The sequence below is a fragment of the uncultured Clostridium sp. genome (assembly GCF_947036855.1).
Taxonomy (GTDB): Bacteria; Bacillota; Clostridia; order Clostridiales; family Clostridiaceae; genus Sarcina.
The window spans coordinates 1-15762 of the sequence record NZ_CAMQRY010000057.1; the positions used below are offsets into that span (position 1 = coordinate 1).

13 protein-coding genes and 1 pseudogene are annotated in these 15762 nt (G+C 28.4%); 12 read left to right on the forward strand and 2 right to left on the reverse strand.

What is annotated here, in order from left to right; translation table 11 throughout:
* On the reverse strand, window positions 1–2194 hold a 2194-nt coding region (locus Q0V15_RS07410; protein WP_297437537.1), incomplete at its 3' end, for a glycosyl hydrolase family 18 protein.
* Between the two features lie 311 nt (window positions 2195–2505).
* Between Q0V15_RS07410 and Q0V15_RS07415 the strand changes: the two genes are divergently transcribed.
* The 6 genes from Q0V15_RS07415 to Q0V15_RS07440 all read left to right on the forward strand — a co-directional run bounded on the left by Q0V15_RS07415 (window position 2506) and on the right by Q0V15_RS07440 (window position 7871).
* A complete protein-coding gene (locus tag Q0V15_RS07415) occupies window positions 2506–2814 on the forward strand; it encodes a zinc-ribbon domain-containing protein (RefSeq protein WP_297437539.1) in 309 nt (102 codons plus the stop codon).
* Window positions 2815–2939: 125 nt separating this feature from the next.
* Window positions 2940–3095, forward strand: coding sequence for a hypothetical protein (locus tag Q0V15_RS07420; RefSeq protein ID WP_297437540.1), 156 nt, complete (start codon window positions 2940–2942; stop codon window positions 3093–3095).
* A 193-nt stretch (window positions 3096–3288) separates the two neighbouring features.
* Entirely contained in the window at window positions 3289–3966 is a 678-nt protein-coding gene (locus Q0V15_RS07425; protein WP_297437542.1) for a response regulator transcription factor, read from the forward strand.
* Window positions 3941–4939 carry a sensor histidine kinase gene (locus Q0V15_RS07430; protein ID WP_297437544.1) on the forward strand — a complete coding sequence of 333 codons (999 nt, stop codon included), beginning with the start codon at window positions 3941–3943 and terminating at the stop codon, window positions 4937–4939. Before Q0V15_RS07425 ends, Q0V15_RS07430 begins: the two co-directional genes overlap by 26 nt.
* Before the next feature lie 92 nt (window positions 4940–5031).
* A complete protein-coding gene (locus Q0V15_RS07435; RefSeq protein WP_297437546.1) occupies window positions 5032–5787 on the forward strand; it encodes an ABC transporter ATP-binding protein in 756 nt (251 codons plus the stop codon).
* Window positions 5787–7871, forward strand: coding sequence for an ABC transporter permease (locus Q0V15_RS07440; RefSeq protein WP_297437548.1), 2085 nt, complete (start codon window positions 5787–5789; stop codon window positions 7869–7871). Before Q0V15_RS07435 ends, Q0V15_RS07440 begins: the two co-directional genes overlap by 1 nt.
* A 71-nt stretch (window positions 7872–7942) precedes the next feature.
* Here Q0V15_RS07440 and Q0V15_RS07445 read toward each other — a convergent pair whose 3' ends face one another.
* A complete protein-coding gene (locus tag Q0V15_RS07445; protein WP_297437550.1) occupies window positions 7943–8701 on the reverse strand; it encodes a sulfite exporter TauE/SafE family protein in 759 nt (252 codons plus the stop codon).
* 309 nt (window positions 8702–9010) lie between these two features.
* Between Q0V15_RS07445 and Q0V15_RS07450 the strand changes: the two genes are divergently transcribed.
* The 6 genes and pseudogenes from Q0V15_RS07450 to Q0V15_RS07475 all read left to right on the forward strand — a co-directional run.
* Window positions 9011–10627: an amidohydrolase gene (locus Q0V15_RS07450; RefSeq protein WP_297437552.1), complete on the forward strand. Its 1617-nt coding sequence runs from the start codon at window positions 9011–9013 to the stop codon at window positions 10625–10627.
* 139 nt (window positions 10628–10766) lie between these two features.
* Window positions 10767–12449 (forward strand): FUSC family protein, encoded by a 1683-nt coding sequence (locus Q0V15_RS07455; RefSeq protein WP_297437554.1) that lies wholly within the window; start codon window positions 10767–10769, stop codon window positions 12447–12449.
* Window positions 12450–12660: 211 nt separating this feature from the next.
* Window positions 12661–12972, forward strand: coding sequence for a hypothetical protein (locus Q0V15_RS07460; protein WP_297437556.1), 312 nt, complete (start codon window positions 12661–12663; stop codon window positions 12970–12972).
* A gap of 136 nt (window positions 12973–13108) precedes the next feature.
* Window positions 13109–13453: a phage holin family protein gene (locus Q0V15_RS07465; RefSeq protein WP_297437558.1), complete on the forward strand. Its 345-nt coding sequence runs from the start codon at window positions 13109–13111 to the stop codon at window positions 13451–13453.
* Between the two features lie 191 nt (window positions 13454–13644).
* Window positions 13645–14967, forward strand: a complete 1323-nt coding sequence (locus tag Q0V15_RS07470; RefSeq protein ID WP_297437559.1) for an NCS2 family permease — start codon at window positions 13645–13647, stop codon at window positions 14965–14967.
* 132 nt (window positions 14968–15099) lie between these two features.
* Window positions 15100–15762, forward strand: a pseudogene (locus Q0V15_RS07475) (FUSC family protein); the annotation flags it as partial.

Here is a 15762-nt window from a genome sequence, read left to right on the forward strand (position 1 = left end):
TAGCATCAAATTTATCACCAAGTTTAATTTCAGAGTTTTTAACACCATGAAGAACAGGCTTTTCATTTACTTCAGGAGTTGGAGGGTCTATACTATCATCTTTAACAGTTATAATTCTTTTAGCAGTTGTAATTTTACCTTTGCTATCAGTAACTGAGTAAGTTAAAGTGTATTTTCCAACTTTAGAAATATCAACTTTTCCAGTAACTTCGATTTTAGAAGTTAAATCACCATCTTCTTTATCAGTAGCAGTGATTCCACTCATAGCATCAAATTTATCACCAAGTTTAATTTCAGAGTTTTTAACACCATGAAGAACTGGTTTTTCATTTAAATCTGGTGTTGGAGGTACTATTTCTGAATCTCCAACAGGATTCATTCCATTGAAAGTTATATTTCTAATTCCAGAGAAACAAAGTCCTATCATTCCTTGAAGTGTAGTAGTTTCACCAACTGCAAGGTTATTCCAACCAGCAGACTCAATAGTTATTCTAGTAAAGTCACCATTAGGTGTTTCTGTTACAGTTCCACCCCAAGGTGATTTGAATATAGCTGAGTTTGGAAGGTCAAAAGCAACTTCCCATCCACCTTTAATTTCTTCACCAGTATGATTTGTAACATTTAGAGAGTAAGTATAGTTAGGGTGATCATAATCACCAACCATTTCTACATCAACTTTAACATCACCAGAAGTTTCAGGTCTATCATCAGTTACAGTAGCATCTCCCATAGCATCAAGTCCATCACTAAGTTGTTTTGTAAGAGTATTACCATGAGTGTATTTACCTTCATTTATATTATCTGAACCGGGAACATAATCAGGATTAGGACCGTAATCTCCATTCATAACCCAAATTAAAGCTCCACCAAGATTTTTATCTTCGATATATTTGATTCTTTCAGCCATAGATTGCTCATTTTCAAATGATAAGAAAACTTTTTCTTCATCTTGCCATACATGAGGTACTTTTCCTACCTCATCAAAGTAAACGTTAAGATTATCATCATTTTCCATAAGGTTTAATATATGCCAAAGTGGGTTTGCACCTGCTGGTTCAAGTTCTCCATCGCCATCAAGGTCATCTCCCCAAACATTATACTTTCCTGAAGCAGGAGTTTTACTTTTACCATGAAGACCTGTTCCATCTCCACCGTTAACATTTTCCCAACCTCTAGAATAATAAGGAATACCCATTAATATTTTTTCAGGAGGCAGTACACCTCTATAATATCTATAAGCCCAATCCATACTAAGTACAGGCATTAACATTTGTAATGTTTCTGTATCAGCAGCATCAGGATAGATATTTGCAAGGTTTTCAACAAATTCATTCCAACCACCGTGGAAGTCATAAGACATAACACTTAAAAAATCTAGTTCTTTAGCATATGAGTTATCAGAAACTCCACCAAGAACCCAAGCACTTGCTGTAACAGCAGCAGTTAAAAGATAATCTTTTCCATCTTCTTTTGAAGCTTCGTCTATTGTTTTTCTAAGTGTTTTCATCATAACGTTATATCTAGCATTAATTGTATCTCTTCTTGGTTCACTAACATCAAAGTCATCAGGATTTCCTGCTTGACTTGTTCCAGTTGGATACTCAAAATCAATATCAATTCCATCAAAGCCATATTCTCTTAAAAAGTCAACACATGAATCAGCAAAGTCTTGTATGCCTTGATCTGTGTCCATCATAGTGTAAAATCCCCTAGAGCCAGCCCATCCACCAACAGAAATAAGAAGGTCTACATCTGGATAATCTTTTTTCATTGTTTGAAGATGATTAAAATGACCTTTGTACGGAAGTGAATTGTCAATTTTAATTTCCTTACCATTATGAGTTAATTGCTCTGGTGTTAAATCTGAAAAGTCTGTTTGAATAGCAGCCATCTCATCACCAAGTCTAATTTTATTAGTTTTTTCATCTACCATAGCAAATGAATATTGGATATGAGTAAGCTCGTCCCATTGAAGATCAGTTATGTTGAAATATCCCTGAGCTTCGCTTTTATAAGCCCACTCTGGAAAGTATCCAACAATTTTTCTTTCAAGATCAACTTCATCAGTAGATTCTACATTTACTCTTTCAGGTACTTTAGGTGTAGCCTGTGCAGGAGTATAAGGAATAACTGAGAATGCTAATGCAGAAAGAGAAAGTGTTGCAATAGCTCTTTTAAATTTTTTAGAAAGCAAAATAATTCCCCCTTTAGTTTTTTTTGCATCTAAGTGAAGTTTACAATAAATGTAAATGTTTTAATACAAAAATTAATAGACAAATTATCTTATAAAACTACAAAATGGAAGGACAAGAAAAATAAGTAGGATTTATAGTATGTAAACATAGAAAACTTTAAATGAATAGAGAATATTTATAGTTAAATTTAAAAAACAAAATTTTTATTATGTAAAATTATAAAAAAATATAAAATATAATGTATAATATAAGAAGATGTTAATAATAAAATGTTAACAAATACGAAAGATAAGAAGTAAGAGGTGTAATTATGTTTACGATAGCAATGACTTCTTTTAAAGAAGTAGTTTTAAGACTTTTAAAAAAAGGTAAGTGTAAAGACTGTGGAAAGAAATGCGATATGGAAGTGAAAAAGACATTTTGTGTATTAAAGATTTTCTTTGTACCAGTTTGTAAGTTCTCTGTTAATTATGAAATGAGATGTACTGAATGTGGACATGGTACAATAGTTTCAAAAGAAATTGGTAAAAAGCTTGAGCAAGATGCAAGTTATAATGTTAAATATAGTGATTTAGCTTCAGGGCAAGAGATAGAAAGAACTTACGAAAGAATGGTTTAATATATCAGATATAAGTTTTTTCAACATTATTGAACTTTAACTTATAATACAAATTGAAATAAAGTGAAATTTAACTTACTATAAGATGTAGTTATAAAATACAATAAGATGAGGTAAGGAATATTATGAATAAAAATTTTGAAATGATGCAAAAGCTTATAGAAGAGAAAAAAAAGATGGGCTTAAAGAAAAATAATATTAAAGCTCAAAGAAACATAGGAACAGGTAATTCTTCAAAAGGTGTTAAAACTGGTAACGGTGGAGGATTATTTGATAAATAAAATAATTTAAGTATTACAGTACATAGCAGACTTGCAGTAGCAAGTCTGTTTTTTTGACTAAAAATATAAGGTATTATTATTAAAAAAACTATTAATGATAAAAATTTATTGAATAATTAAAATTGATGGAAAAAAAAGTAAAATGATGATAAAATTTTAATTAATAAATAAATTATGTAAAGTGGTGTTTAAAGTGAAAATTTTGGTAATAGAAGATGATTTAAAACTTAAAAAATATGTAAAAGAATATCTAGAAGCCTATGAATATGAAGTTGAAATTATAAATAATTTTAATAATATTATGGAAGTAGTTAAAAATTTTGAGGCTGATTTGATTTTGCTTGATATAAATTTACCTGTTTTTGATGGGTTTTATTTTTTAAGGCTCATTAGAAAGTTATATAAAACTCCAATTATAATTTTATCAGCTAGAAGTGAAGAGGGAGAACAAATAAGGGGAATGGAACTTGGGGCAGATGATTATGTTATAAAACCTTTTTCAATTGGGGTATTACTTGCAAAAATTAATGCAAGTTTAAGAAGAAATAATGATTATAAAACAAGTGATATAGCATCAAACTGTGGAATTACATTAAATGAAGAATCTATGAAACTAACTTTTAAAGAAGATATAATTGACCTTACAAAAAATGAGTATAAGATATTAAAAGCATTTTTATCTAATGTAGGAAAGGTTGTTACAAGAGAAGAACTTCTTTCAATTTTATGGGATGATATAACTTTTGTTGATGATAATACTTTAACGGTTAATATTACTAGAGTTAAAAGAAAACTTGCAGAGATAGGCATAAAAGATAATATAGCAACAAAAAGGGGTATAGGATATGTCTTTAATGAATTTACTACCTAGAATTTTAAAAAGCAAAAAAAGACCTATTCTAGCTATTAGCATATGTACAATGAGTTTAACTTTATTTTATTATTTACTTTTAGATAGTGCAGAGCTTATATATCCTATAAGTCTTGGGCTTGGAGTTTTAATTGTTTATCTAGTAATTGAGGGATATAAACTTGGTTGTTTTTTTGAAATTTTAGATGATATAAAAAAAGCAGAGTGTGATTTAGCTAAGGTAGATTTAGATTATTTTGATGGATATGTATTAAGTGAAATAAATAAAATCCATAATAATTATACGAGTAGAATTAGTGAACTTGAAAATCAAATTAAGGATAGAGATGAGTTGTTTTCAACATGGATTCATAATATGAAGACTTCAGTTGCTATAATTGACCTTGCTAGTGAGAGTGAGATGGATAAAGAAGGTATACTTTTAGATATAAAGGAAGAAAATTTGCTGCTTAAAAAAAATCTTGAAGAATGTTTAAATATCATAAGGCTTGATGATTTTTCAAGAGATTATATGACTGATAGTTACAACTTATCTAATGTTGTTAGAGGAGTTATTAATGATAAAAGAAGAGATTTTATATATTCAGGGGTTTTCCCAAAGGTTGATATAGATGAAGAGATAGAAATATATACGGATAAAAAATGGTTATCATATATATTAGAGCAGGTTATATCTAATGCTATAAAGTATTCTGATAAAGGTAGGTCTGTTGAATTTTATATGATTAATGATGAATGTAATGTTGTGCTTTTTATAAAAGATCATGGAATTGGAATCTCAAAAACTGATATAAATAGAATTTTTGAACCATTTTTTACAGGGGAAACAGGGCGTGAAAATAGAGATTCAACAGGTATAGGACTTTATATGGTGAAGACAATTGCAGATAAACTTGGACATAGAGTTTATATTGATTCAGAAATCTCTAAAGGTACAAGTTTTAAAATAATATTTAACCTTTCAAAAATGTAAGGTTTTGTAAGGGAAATCCATTTCTATGATATGGATTTTTTTTTATAATTAAATCAAGAAGTAAACAAATTTAGTTTAAGGGGAGTTTGAGTATGGAAGTTTTAAAGGTTAGAAATCTTACAAAGATATATTCAGCATTTAAGGGAGCAAAGGAAGTTAGAGCATTAAATGGACTTAATTTTATTGCAAGTGAAGGGGATTTTATAGGGATAATGGGATCGAGTGGAAGTGGTAAAACTACACTTTTAAATATATTATCTGGTGTAGACACAGCAACTTCTGGTGATGTTATTATAGGGGATAAAAATATAAGTAGTTTTAAGAAAGATGAATTATCACTTTTTAGAAGAAGAAGTATAGGTTATATATTTCAAGATTTTAATCTTTTAGATAGTTTAACGCTTGAAGAGAATATAGGATTACCACTTATTTTAGATAAGAAAAATCCAAAAGAGATAACAGAAAAAGTTGATGAAGTTATGAAATTCTTTGAAATAGCAGAGTATAAAAAGAAATATCCATATAACATTTCAGGTGGGCAAAAGCAGAGAACAGCAGCAGCTAGAGCTATTATAAATAAGCCAAGCATTATTTTTGCAGATGAGCCTACAGGAAATCTTGATTCAAAATCAGCAGATAGTCTTATGCAGACTATAAGTAAGATGAATATAGAAATAAAAAGTACGGTTTTAATGGTAACACATGATCCATTTGCAGCATCATTTTGTAAAAAGATTATATTTATAAAAGATGGAACTATAAAAATGGAAATTGCATCAAACGGTAATAGAAAGGAATTTTTAGATAAGATATTAGAGGTTCAAGGGTTTATAGGAGGGGGAGAATAATGACCTTTCTATCAATAGTAAAAAAGAATTTTAAATATAACTTTTCAAGATATATATCATTTTATTTTATAAATTCATTAATAGTAGGTATGCTATTTGTTTATGGAAGTTTAGCTTTTAATAATGAAGTTAAAAATGTAGTAGCTAGTAATAGTGCAAATAATAACCTAATGCCTACAATTTTAAATATGTCACTTTTAGTATTATGTATTTTTTCTGTGGTTTTTATTACTTATACAAATTTAGAGTTTTTGAAAAATAGAGGTAAAGAGTTTGGGATGTACTTAACTCTTGGTATGACAAGGAAAGACCTTTCAAAACTTATTTTGTTTGAAAATATAGGTATTTTAATTTCATCAATTATAACTGGGATAGCAGGTGGAATGTTACTTGGAAGATTATTTTATATGGGATTTGAAAAGGTATTAAATATAGATAGTTTAAAATTTGAGATAACTAGTAAAGGTATTTTACTTAGTATATGTATTTTCACAGTTATTTTTATTGGAAATCTTATATTTAATATGATTTATATTTCAAGAGTTTCTATAATTACAACATTGAAATCTTCTGTAAAAGGGGAAAGTAGCAAGGGAAATTTATTTATGGGGGCAGTAGCAAGTTTTTTATTTGTTATAGCATTAATATTAATACCTAAAATTTTAAATAAAGAGATATTTATAGATTTTAAGCCCGCAATGAATATTTGTATAGTTATAACAGTAATAGCACCATTTTTTATTATAGCATCAGGTATTTTAGGGATTAAATATATAATGTCAAAAACACCTAAAACTTATAATAATAATTTGCTTATACTTAGTGGACTTTCACATAAGCTTAATACTCATAAAAGTATTTTATATATTTTATCATTACTTGCAGCAATGGCAACAAGTTTTATTGGAGCAACATATGCCTTGTATGTAACAACAGAAGAAGGTGTTAGGGCAGAAAATCCATTTGATGTAATTTTTATGGAAAATGAAAAATATAATAAAGTTTCAAGTAAAGAAGTAGAAAGTTTACTTAAAAGTAATAATGTGAAAATTGATAATTACAAAACATTAGAATATTTAAAACTTCCAATACTTACAAAGGAAATTGGTGGTGAGGGGTTTAATATAGAAGCTAATGTTGAGGTAATAAGTGAATCGGCATTTAATAAGCATATGAATAGCAATATAGATATAAAAGAAAAAGGTATGAATATTATAAGGGTATATACAGATGATTATAAACCACAAATAAGTGATACTATAATACCTACTATTGAGAATATAGGAGAATATATAGAGTATCCAAATACTTATAAGAAAGAGCAGATAAATGAAATAACAAAGGGTAATTTTATAGAAATAGATGGAGATAAGGTTAGTTTTGAGGAAAATATTCAGTATGTGAATTTCTTATATAATGAAGCTTTTCAGTTAGGATTTGGAGCTGTTATAAATGATGATGATTATAATAAGCTAAAAGAAAATACTCCAAATTCATTAGTAGAAAAAGCACATCTTATAAATACTAAATATAACGAGAAAATAAAAGAGATACTTGAACCATATTTACTTGAAAAGAATGGTTTTAAGAGTAATGCATGGGAAAGTTTAGTTGGAAATCATCATTTGTCAGAAGATACGCAGGGAGAGAGGTATATAAAAGGGTTTAAGCCTGTATATACTCAAGAGTTAGTTGATGATACTGTAATAAGTTATGGAATGATTTTTTATGTGGTTGGATTTATCGGGTGCTTATTCTTTTTAGCTAACGGAGTTGTTTTATACTATAAGACATTGAATCAGGTGAGAGATGATAAGGCAAGAGTTATATCACTTAGTAGAATTGGAATGACAGATAATGAAATAAGAAAAGTTCTAAGCAAGGAACTTGCAATAATGTTCTTTGTACCAATTTTAGTTGGTGGTGGACTTGCTATTTATTATATATCACTGATGTTCTCAAATTGGTCAGTATCACAAAGTGTTGATGAAAGGCTTTTATATATAATTGTAGGAGCTATAATTATACAAAGTATTCTTTATTTTATAAGTAGAAGAAAGTTTTTAAAAGAAATTTTAGGTTAGAATAATAAAAGGGTTAGAACTGATGCAATATCAGTTTTAACCCTTTTCACTATTTATACAATTATGATATCTTATTTAGCCATTAAAACTCCAGATATACATAAAGCTATATAAACAAATTTATTAAATGAATCACCATTGATTTTTTTATGAACTATGTTACTAACATAAATAGCAACCATAACAAATATCATAGTAATTCCTGAAAGTTTCATTATTTCGCCTGTAATTTCTCCTTTAAATACATTAATTGAAAGCATTAAAGCATTTAAAGCTGCCCATAAAGCACAAAGTGTTGCTCTAAAGCTTGACTTGTCTTTTATATTTTTTGTTGCATACATAACTACAAAAGGTCCACCACAAGTGAAAGCTCCATGAACTATTCCACCAGCAAATAGAGTTATGTTTTCAATTATCTTTGCAATTTTTGAAGTTTCAATATTTTCTTTAGATTTAAGCTCAGCTTGTCTTTTTTCAGTTGAATCATAAATCCCCTTAGCACCTATGATAACCATAAAGATTCCAAGAGCCACTTTTAAAGGTCTTTCTGGTAAGACAGAAAATAAAATCATTCCAATTGGAAGCCCTGCTGCCATAAATCCTGTAATTTTAATTAATTGTTTTTTATCTATATGTTTGAAATCTCTTATAGCAATAACGATTGAAGCTATAAGAACAACTATTGTTAAAACAGGAACAGTAATTTTAATTCCTACGACCATTGAAGCAAGTGGAAGTGCCATTATAGTTCCACCAAAACCTATAAGACCTTCTATAAAGTAAGTACACATAATAATAAGTGCGAATAAAAGAATTTGTTCGAAATCCATTTGAAAATTCCCCCCTGAATTTTGTGTATTCTATCAATTTAAAACATATTTTTATGTTAAAAAAATTAAAGTAATAAAATACCATATGTAGGATAACATTTTTTAACAATATTTGGAATAAGAAAAGAGTTAACAATTAGTGTCCTATTTAACTAAATTGTAAAAAAGATATTAAAAATAAGAAAAGTTTAAATTTTTATGAAATATTTAGGTGTAATATGGATTTTTTTGTAATAAAAGAGTTATAATAGTTGTAAATTAGTGATAATACAAAGCAATTTGTATTTAAAATTTAGGAGGGTATTATTAATGAATAAAATTATTTACTTCAATGGTAACGTTATATGTGTGGATAAGGAAAATTCAGTATATCAAGCAGTTTTAGTAGAAGATGGGATTATTAAAGCTGTTGGTGATAATGAAGAGATTTTAAGACATGGTACAGATGCAACAGAAATCAACTTACATGGCAGAACTATGATGCCAGGATTTATTGATCCACATGGACATATTGTTGCAATTGCACAATCATCAATGATGCCTAGTTTTGGAGAGTGTACAAGCAGAGAGCAAATGGTTGATAAGTTAATAGCTTATTTAGCTGAAAATAAGCCAGTAGATAAAGAGTGGTTACTTGGACTTGGATATGATAACTCAAAGTTTGAAGATGGAGCACATCCTACAAAATTTGATTTAGATAAAGTTTCAACAGAACTTCCAATATTTATAACACATGCTTCAGGGCATATTGCTGCTACAAATTCAAAAGCTTTAGAGTTATTTGGTTATGTTGGAGAAGATTTTACAGTTCCAGAAGGTGGAGTTGTTAAAAGAGTTGAAGGTTCTAATGAGGCAAATGGAGTTTTAGAAGAAACTGCATTTTTATCAGAAGAGAAAAAAGTTTTCATAGGAGCACCTTCATTCCAAACAGTTCTTGCAGCTTTAGAAAAAGCACAAGATTTATATGCTTCATATGGAATTACAACAGCTCAAGATGCTAGTGTTGACAAGGGAATGGCACAGCTTTTAGGAGCAGCAGCTCAGATGGGTAAATTAAAGATTGATGTAATAGGTTATGCTATACAACCAGTAACAGCAGAAGTTATGCAAACATCAACACTTGACGCACAGTATTTCAATCACTATAAAATGCTTGGTGGAAAAACTTGGCTTGATGGTTCACCACAGGCTAAAACAGCTTGGCTTACAAAACCATATCATATAATACCAGAAGGTCAACCTGATGATTATTGCGGATATGGAACACAACCTGATGAATATGTTACAGCATATATTACAGCTTGTATTGAAAAGAATATCCAAGTTAATGCTCATTGTAATGGAGATGCTTCATCTGACCAATTCATCAGATGTTATAAAGCAGCTTTAGAAGCAACAGGAAATAAAACAGATTTAAGACCAGTTATGGTTCACTGTCAAACAGTTAGAGAAGATCAACTTGATGAAATGAAAGCTATCGGAATGCTTCCAACATTCTTCCTTGATCATATATTCTACTGGGGAGATTATCACTATGAGTCAGTTCTTGGACCAGATAGAGCTAATAGAATAAGTCCAGCTGCTTCAGCATTAAAAAGAGGGATGAACTTTACATTACATCAAGATCCACCAGTTAAAATGCCAATAATGACACTTGCACTTCACAATGCAGTTAATAGAAAAACTGAAAGTGGACGAGTTCTTGGAGAAGACCAAAAGATTTCAATTCAAGATGCAATTAAGGCAGTTACAATTAATGGAGCTTACCAATACTTCGAAGAAAATACAAAAGGAAGCATAGAAATAGGGAAAGTTGCAGACTTTGTTATTTTAGATAAATGTCCATTAATAGTTGCTTCAGAAGAACTTAGAGATATCAAAGTTCTTGAAACAATTAAAGGTGGTAAAACAATATATAAAGCTTAATTAACTTTAAAGGGTGTCAGTATATATTGGCACTCTTTTTTAACTTTATGATAAGGGATATTTAAAAGTTAAAAAAGTGGGATTTAGAATATTACAAGATTTTATAAAAAACAGAAAATATAATTTAGGGGTGAAATCATTGAAGCTTAATAAAAAACTTATAATAAGTAACACTGTATTATTTATTGCAATACTTGCGTTTATAAATGTTTTTAATATGTTCTTTGGACCAGCAAATAGTGTTGTAGGAGTTACTATAATTACAGGTGCACTAACTTTGTTACAAAAGGATTTAACAGCATCACCAGTTGAAAATACAATAAATCTTATAGGGGTTAATCTGTTTACAGGTATTATGGCGTATATTGCTAGTATGAATATGTGGGTAGGGATACCAGTAAACTTTATAGCACTTTTTGCAATTGGGTATTTATTTAGTTCAAATCTTAAAGTAGCAGTAGTTATTCCATTTGGACTTCAATATTTATTTATGTTATTTACACCAGTTCAAGGTAATGATTTAATGCTTAGAATGTGTGGACTTATATTTGGTGGGTTCTTTATGATGGGGCTTCAGTTCTTAGCTAATAAGAATAAGCTTAAAAAGAATTTTAAAAATATAATAATAGAAATTATGAATGATTTAATATTTAGTATAGAAAATGAAAAAATTAAGTATGATGAAATTAATGATAAGATAAATAAAATTAAAAAGATAGTTTATGAAAGCAGAAAAAAGAGTTTTTACATTTGTAATACAGGGAAGAAAGTTACTAATATAATTTATCTTTTAGAGAGAATGAATATAATCATAAATGAAAATGATATAAATTCTGATAGTGATTCAAAAGAATATGTTTTAGCTATGTTGAAAGATTTAAAAGATGGAATTACTAATGAAAATGTTGAGTTAATAAAAATTGAAAAATTTGAGGGAGTTTCAAATCCAAAAAATTCGGAGCTAAGAAGATGTATTATAAGTCTTGTAAAAGAAAGTAAGTCCTTAAATGGAATAAAATCAAATGTTGATTTACAACCATTTGATATTCCAGAGAAGTTCCAAATAATTAAAATTATGAAAGATAACTTCAAGTTATCATCACTTAGAGTTTCATATGGTTTTAGACTTGCAATAGTTGGAGCTATAAGTATTTTAATAGTTGATATGTTTAATATTCCAGAGGGAAAATGGGTAGTTTATAGTATATTCTCACTTACACAACCTTATGCTGAAACATCTAAGATAAGAGCAAGACAAAGAATAGAAGGTACTTTAATAGGTGCATCTATAGTTGTTGTCTCATTTATTTTAATTAAAGATTCTAGTATGAGAGGAATGATAGTTTTATTTGCAGGATATTTAAATCCATATGTTAAGGATTATAAAAAACTTATAGTGCTTGTAACAATATCAGCAGTAGCATCAACAGTTGTAAGTGGTGGAGCAATGGGACTTGCTATATCAAGAGTATTATTTGTTATATTTGGAGCAATGCTTAGTATTGCTGGTAGCAAACTTATAATTCCATTCCATATTAAAGATGGAAATAACGAGATAAAAGAAAATTATACAAAGATTATAGATACAATGAATAGTGATATAGAAGAGGGGATTAATGAAAATTCTATAAAATCATTATATCTTTTACCTGCATTCTTTGAAGAGAAATTTAAAGCTACAAATATTTGTGAAGTTGAACTTTCAGAAGTTAAAGGATTTGCAGATGAAAAAAGAAAAGTTCTAAATGAAGTATATAGTAAGTATTACTTCACACAAAATAGTTCAGATGAGATTGATGAAGCTGATTTTGCTTTGAGCTAAATCCGTATAAGTAATTAAATTAATATTAATATAAAATATTCACTTTTAATAAAGAGTGAATATTTTTTTAATTTAATTTATAAATATAAATAATTTATGCAAGTTTATACATATTTAAAATTTTGTTTAAAGATTAGTTTGAAATTTATAGTAGAATTTGAGTAATTTACAGAAGGACTGTAAAAAGTTATATGGTGTTGGGGGATATTGTGTGATGTATAAAATTACAGAAATTAAAAAGATGAACTATGGTGAGCATAAAAAAATAATGGATTATATTAAGGGGAAAGTTTATAACAAGTTATATGAAAAAGGTTTAGAACTTCCATTTTCAGTTACTGTTGGTGGGGGGATATCTTGCATAGTTCATAAGTCTACTTGGGATAAAGATGTACAGGTTAGTTTCTTTGTGAATAGTAAGGTGATGAGTGATAGAAAGTTTATGTATGATGATATAGAACTTAAAAAGTTTATACTTAGTGTAAATAAAAATGAGTTCCACTATATGAAAGATTTATTTTAGTGATATGAAGTAAGATAATATTTTGAAATTTAAAAATGATTAATTATTAGAAAGTTTTTTGGTAAATATAGCTTGGATAAAAAATGATATTATACAAACAATATAGATGTAATAAAATTTAAGAAGAGGTGTAATTATGAAACTTTTAGCAAGATTTCTTATAATATTTGTAGTTACGTTTGTTATGACTAGATTTTTACATTTAGGAAGTTTTAATAGTATATGGTCACTAGCTATATTCTCAGTAGTACTTATGGCAGTTAATCATATTATTAGACCAATTGTTAGAATAATAAGTTTACCTATTACAATAATAACACTTGGGATATTTTATTTTGTTATAAATGTACTTATGATACTTCTAGCAGATAAGCTTGTTTCAGGAATACATTTTAATGGATTCTTTGCAGCGATGGTTATATCACTAGGAATTTCTATAGTCAGTTCATTTATAAGATATGAGGATAAAGAAGCATATTAATATATAAAAAGTAGCTATTTAAATTAAATAGCTACTTTTTATTTGCTTGTATATATTCATATAAAATAAAACACATACATTAATAGAAAGTTAACAATAAAATATTTGTGTTTTTGAATTACAATATGTTATTATTAACCAGTAAAACAAATCGTTGTAAAAGGATAATTGGCATTATAGGGGGATTTTTAATGAATAAGATTACATATTTTTTTGAAAGTAAATTTAAATTGAAAGAGCATAAGACGGATATTAAAACAGAAATTATAGCTGGACTTACTACATTTGCAACTATGGCATTTATATTAGCCGCAGTTCCAAATATAATGAGCCAAGCTGGATTTGATAAGGGTTCAACACTTACAGCAGTTGTACTTTTAGTTTTTGCTTCAACTTTTGTTATGGCACTTGTTACTAATAAACCATTTGCTCTTGGCCCAGGACTTGGAAGTGTTGGAGTTTTTGCAGCTACAATGATAGCTGGTGATAATATTAGTATACCTATAGCATCAGGAGTTATTTTCTGGAGTGGTATATTATTCGTGTTTATTTCTTTTATAGGTCTTAGAGAGGCTATTGTTCAAGCAATACCTCCAAGTATAAAGATATCAGTTAGTGCAGGACTTGGACTATTTTTAGCGTTACTTGGATTTAAGAATGTAGGGATTATAGTAGCAAATCCAGTTAGTAATACTTTAGAGTTTGGAAATTTAAGTTCACCAGCAGCAATACTTGCTATTTTAGGGTTTGTACTTATATTAATTTTAGAGGTTAGAAAAGTTAAGGGTGGAATGCTTATAGCGGTAATAGCTACAACAATTATAGGAATCCCAATGGGAGTAACTATAATACCAGATACTTTGTTTAGTCTGCCAAGTGGTTTTTCAGAATATGCCTTTAATATTGATATAATTGGTTCATTTAGTATAGAGTATCTACCATTTTTATTTGCATTTTTTGTACCAGATTTCTTCTCAACTTTTGGAACTATAATAGGAGTTGGGGCAAAAGCAGGTTATCTTGATGAAAATGGAGATATGGAAGGGATAGATAATTGCTTTAAGGTAGATGGAATAGCTACAACAGTTGGAGCATTTTTCTGTATTCCTTGTATGACAACTTACTTAGAATCAGTAGCTGGAGTTGAAGCAGGTGGAAAAACAGGATTAACTTCTATGACTACAGCATTTGTGTTTCTTGGAACTCTTTTAATAACACCAATTGCATTAATGATACCAGCAGCAGCAGTTGAGCCAGTTTTAATGTATATAGGAATTAAGATGTTATCTTCTATGAAACATATAGATTATGAGGATATGTTAGAGTATCTTCCAGCTTTTATAGCTATAACACTTACAATTTTCACAAATAATATTGCGAATGGAATTGCTGGAGCAGTTATTTCATATGTAATTTTAAAACTTTCTCTAGGGAAAGAAGTTTATAGTAAAGTGCCAAAACTTATGTATGGACTAGCAGTAATTTTAGGATATTATTTCTATACATTAGCATAATGCATATTTAAACTTAAAGATAAAGTTAGAGTAACCATATTAAGTGGTTACTTTTTTTACTTTTAATATTGGAAAAAAATGTAAAAAGTGATACAATGTTTTTTAAACGATATTTTGAAAGAAGGTTTTAAAATGAATAAAGGTAAGATAGTAGCTAACACGCTCTTATTTATTGGAATAATAGGATTTATAAAAATATTTTCTTTTGTATTTGGTGATGCAAATGAAATTGTAGGAGTAGCTGTAATAACACTAGCATTAGCACTGCTCCAAAAGAATTTAATGGCTTCACCAATAGATAATTTGATTAAACTTATTATAATTAATGTATTTACAGGAATTGCATCATCACTTGCAAGTCAGAATATCTGGCTTGGGATAATCATTAATTTAACGTCTATATTTTTAATTGCATATGTTTTTAGCACAAATATAAAAGCTTCAATAGTAATACCAGTAGGTTTTCAATATTTGTTTATGCTATATTCACCAGTTTCAGGAAATGACTTTACACTTAGGATAGCATCTCTTATTTTTGGAGCATTTTTTACTATGGGACTACAAATAATAGTCAATAAAAATAAGCTAAGAAAAAGATTTATAGAGGGTATAGTAAATTTAAATGGAGATTTAATAAAATTTATAAATGGAGAAATTAATGATGAAGCTATAGTATTTAAGCAAATAAACACACTTAAAAAAATAGTATATGAAAGTAGGAGAAAGCGATTTTATCTTAGTGAAAATGGTAAGGTTATGACTAATATAATTTTTATAATAGAAAGTATTTATTTA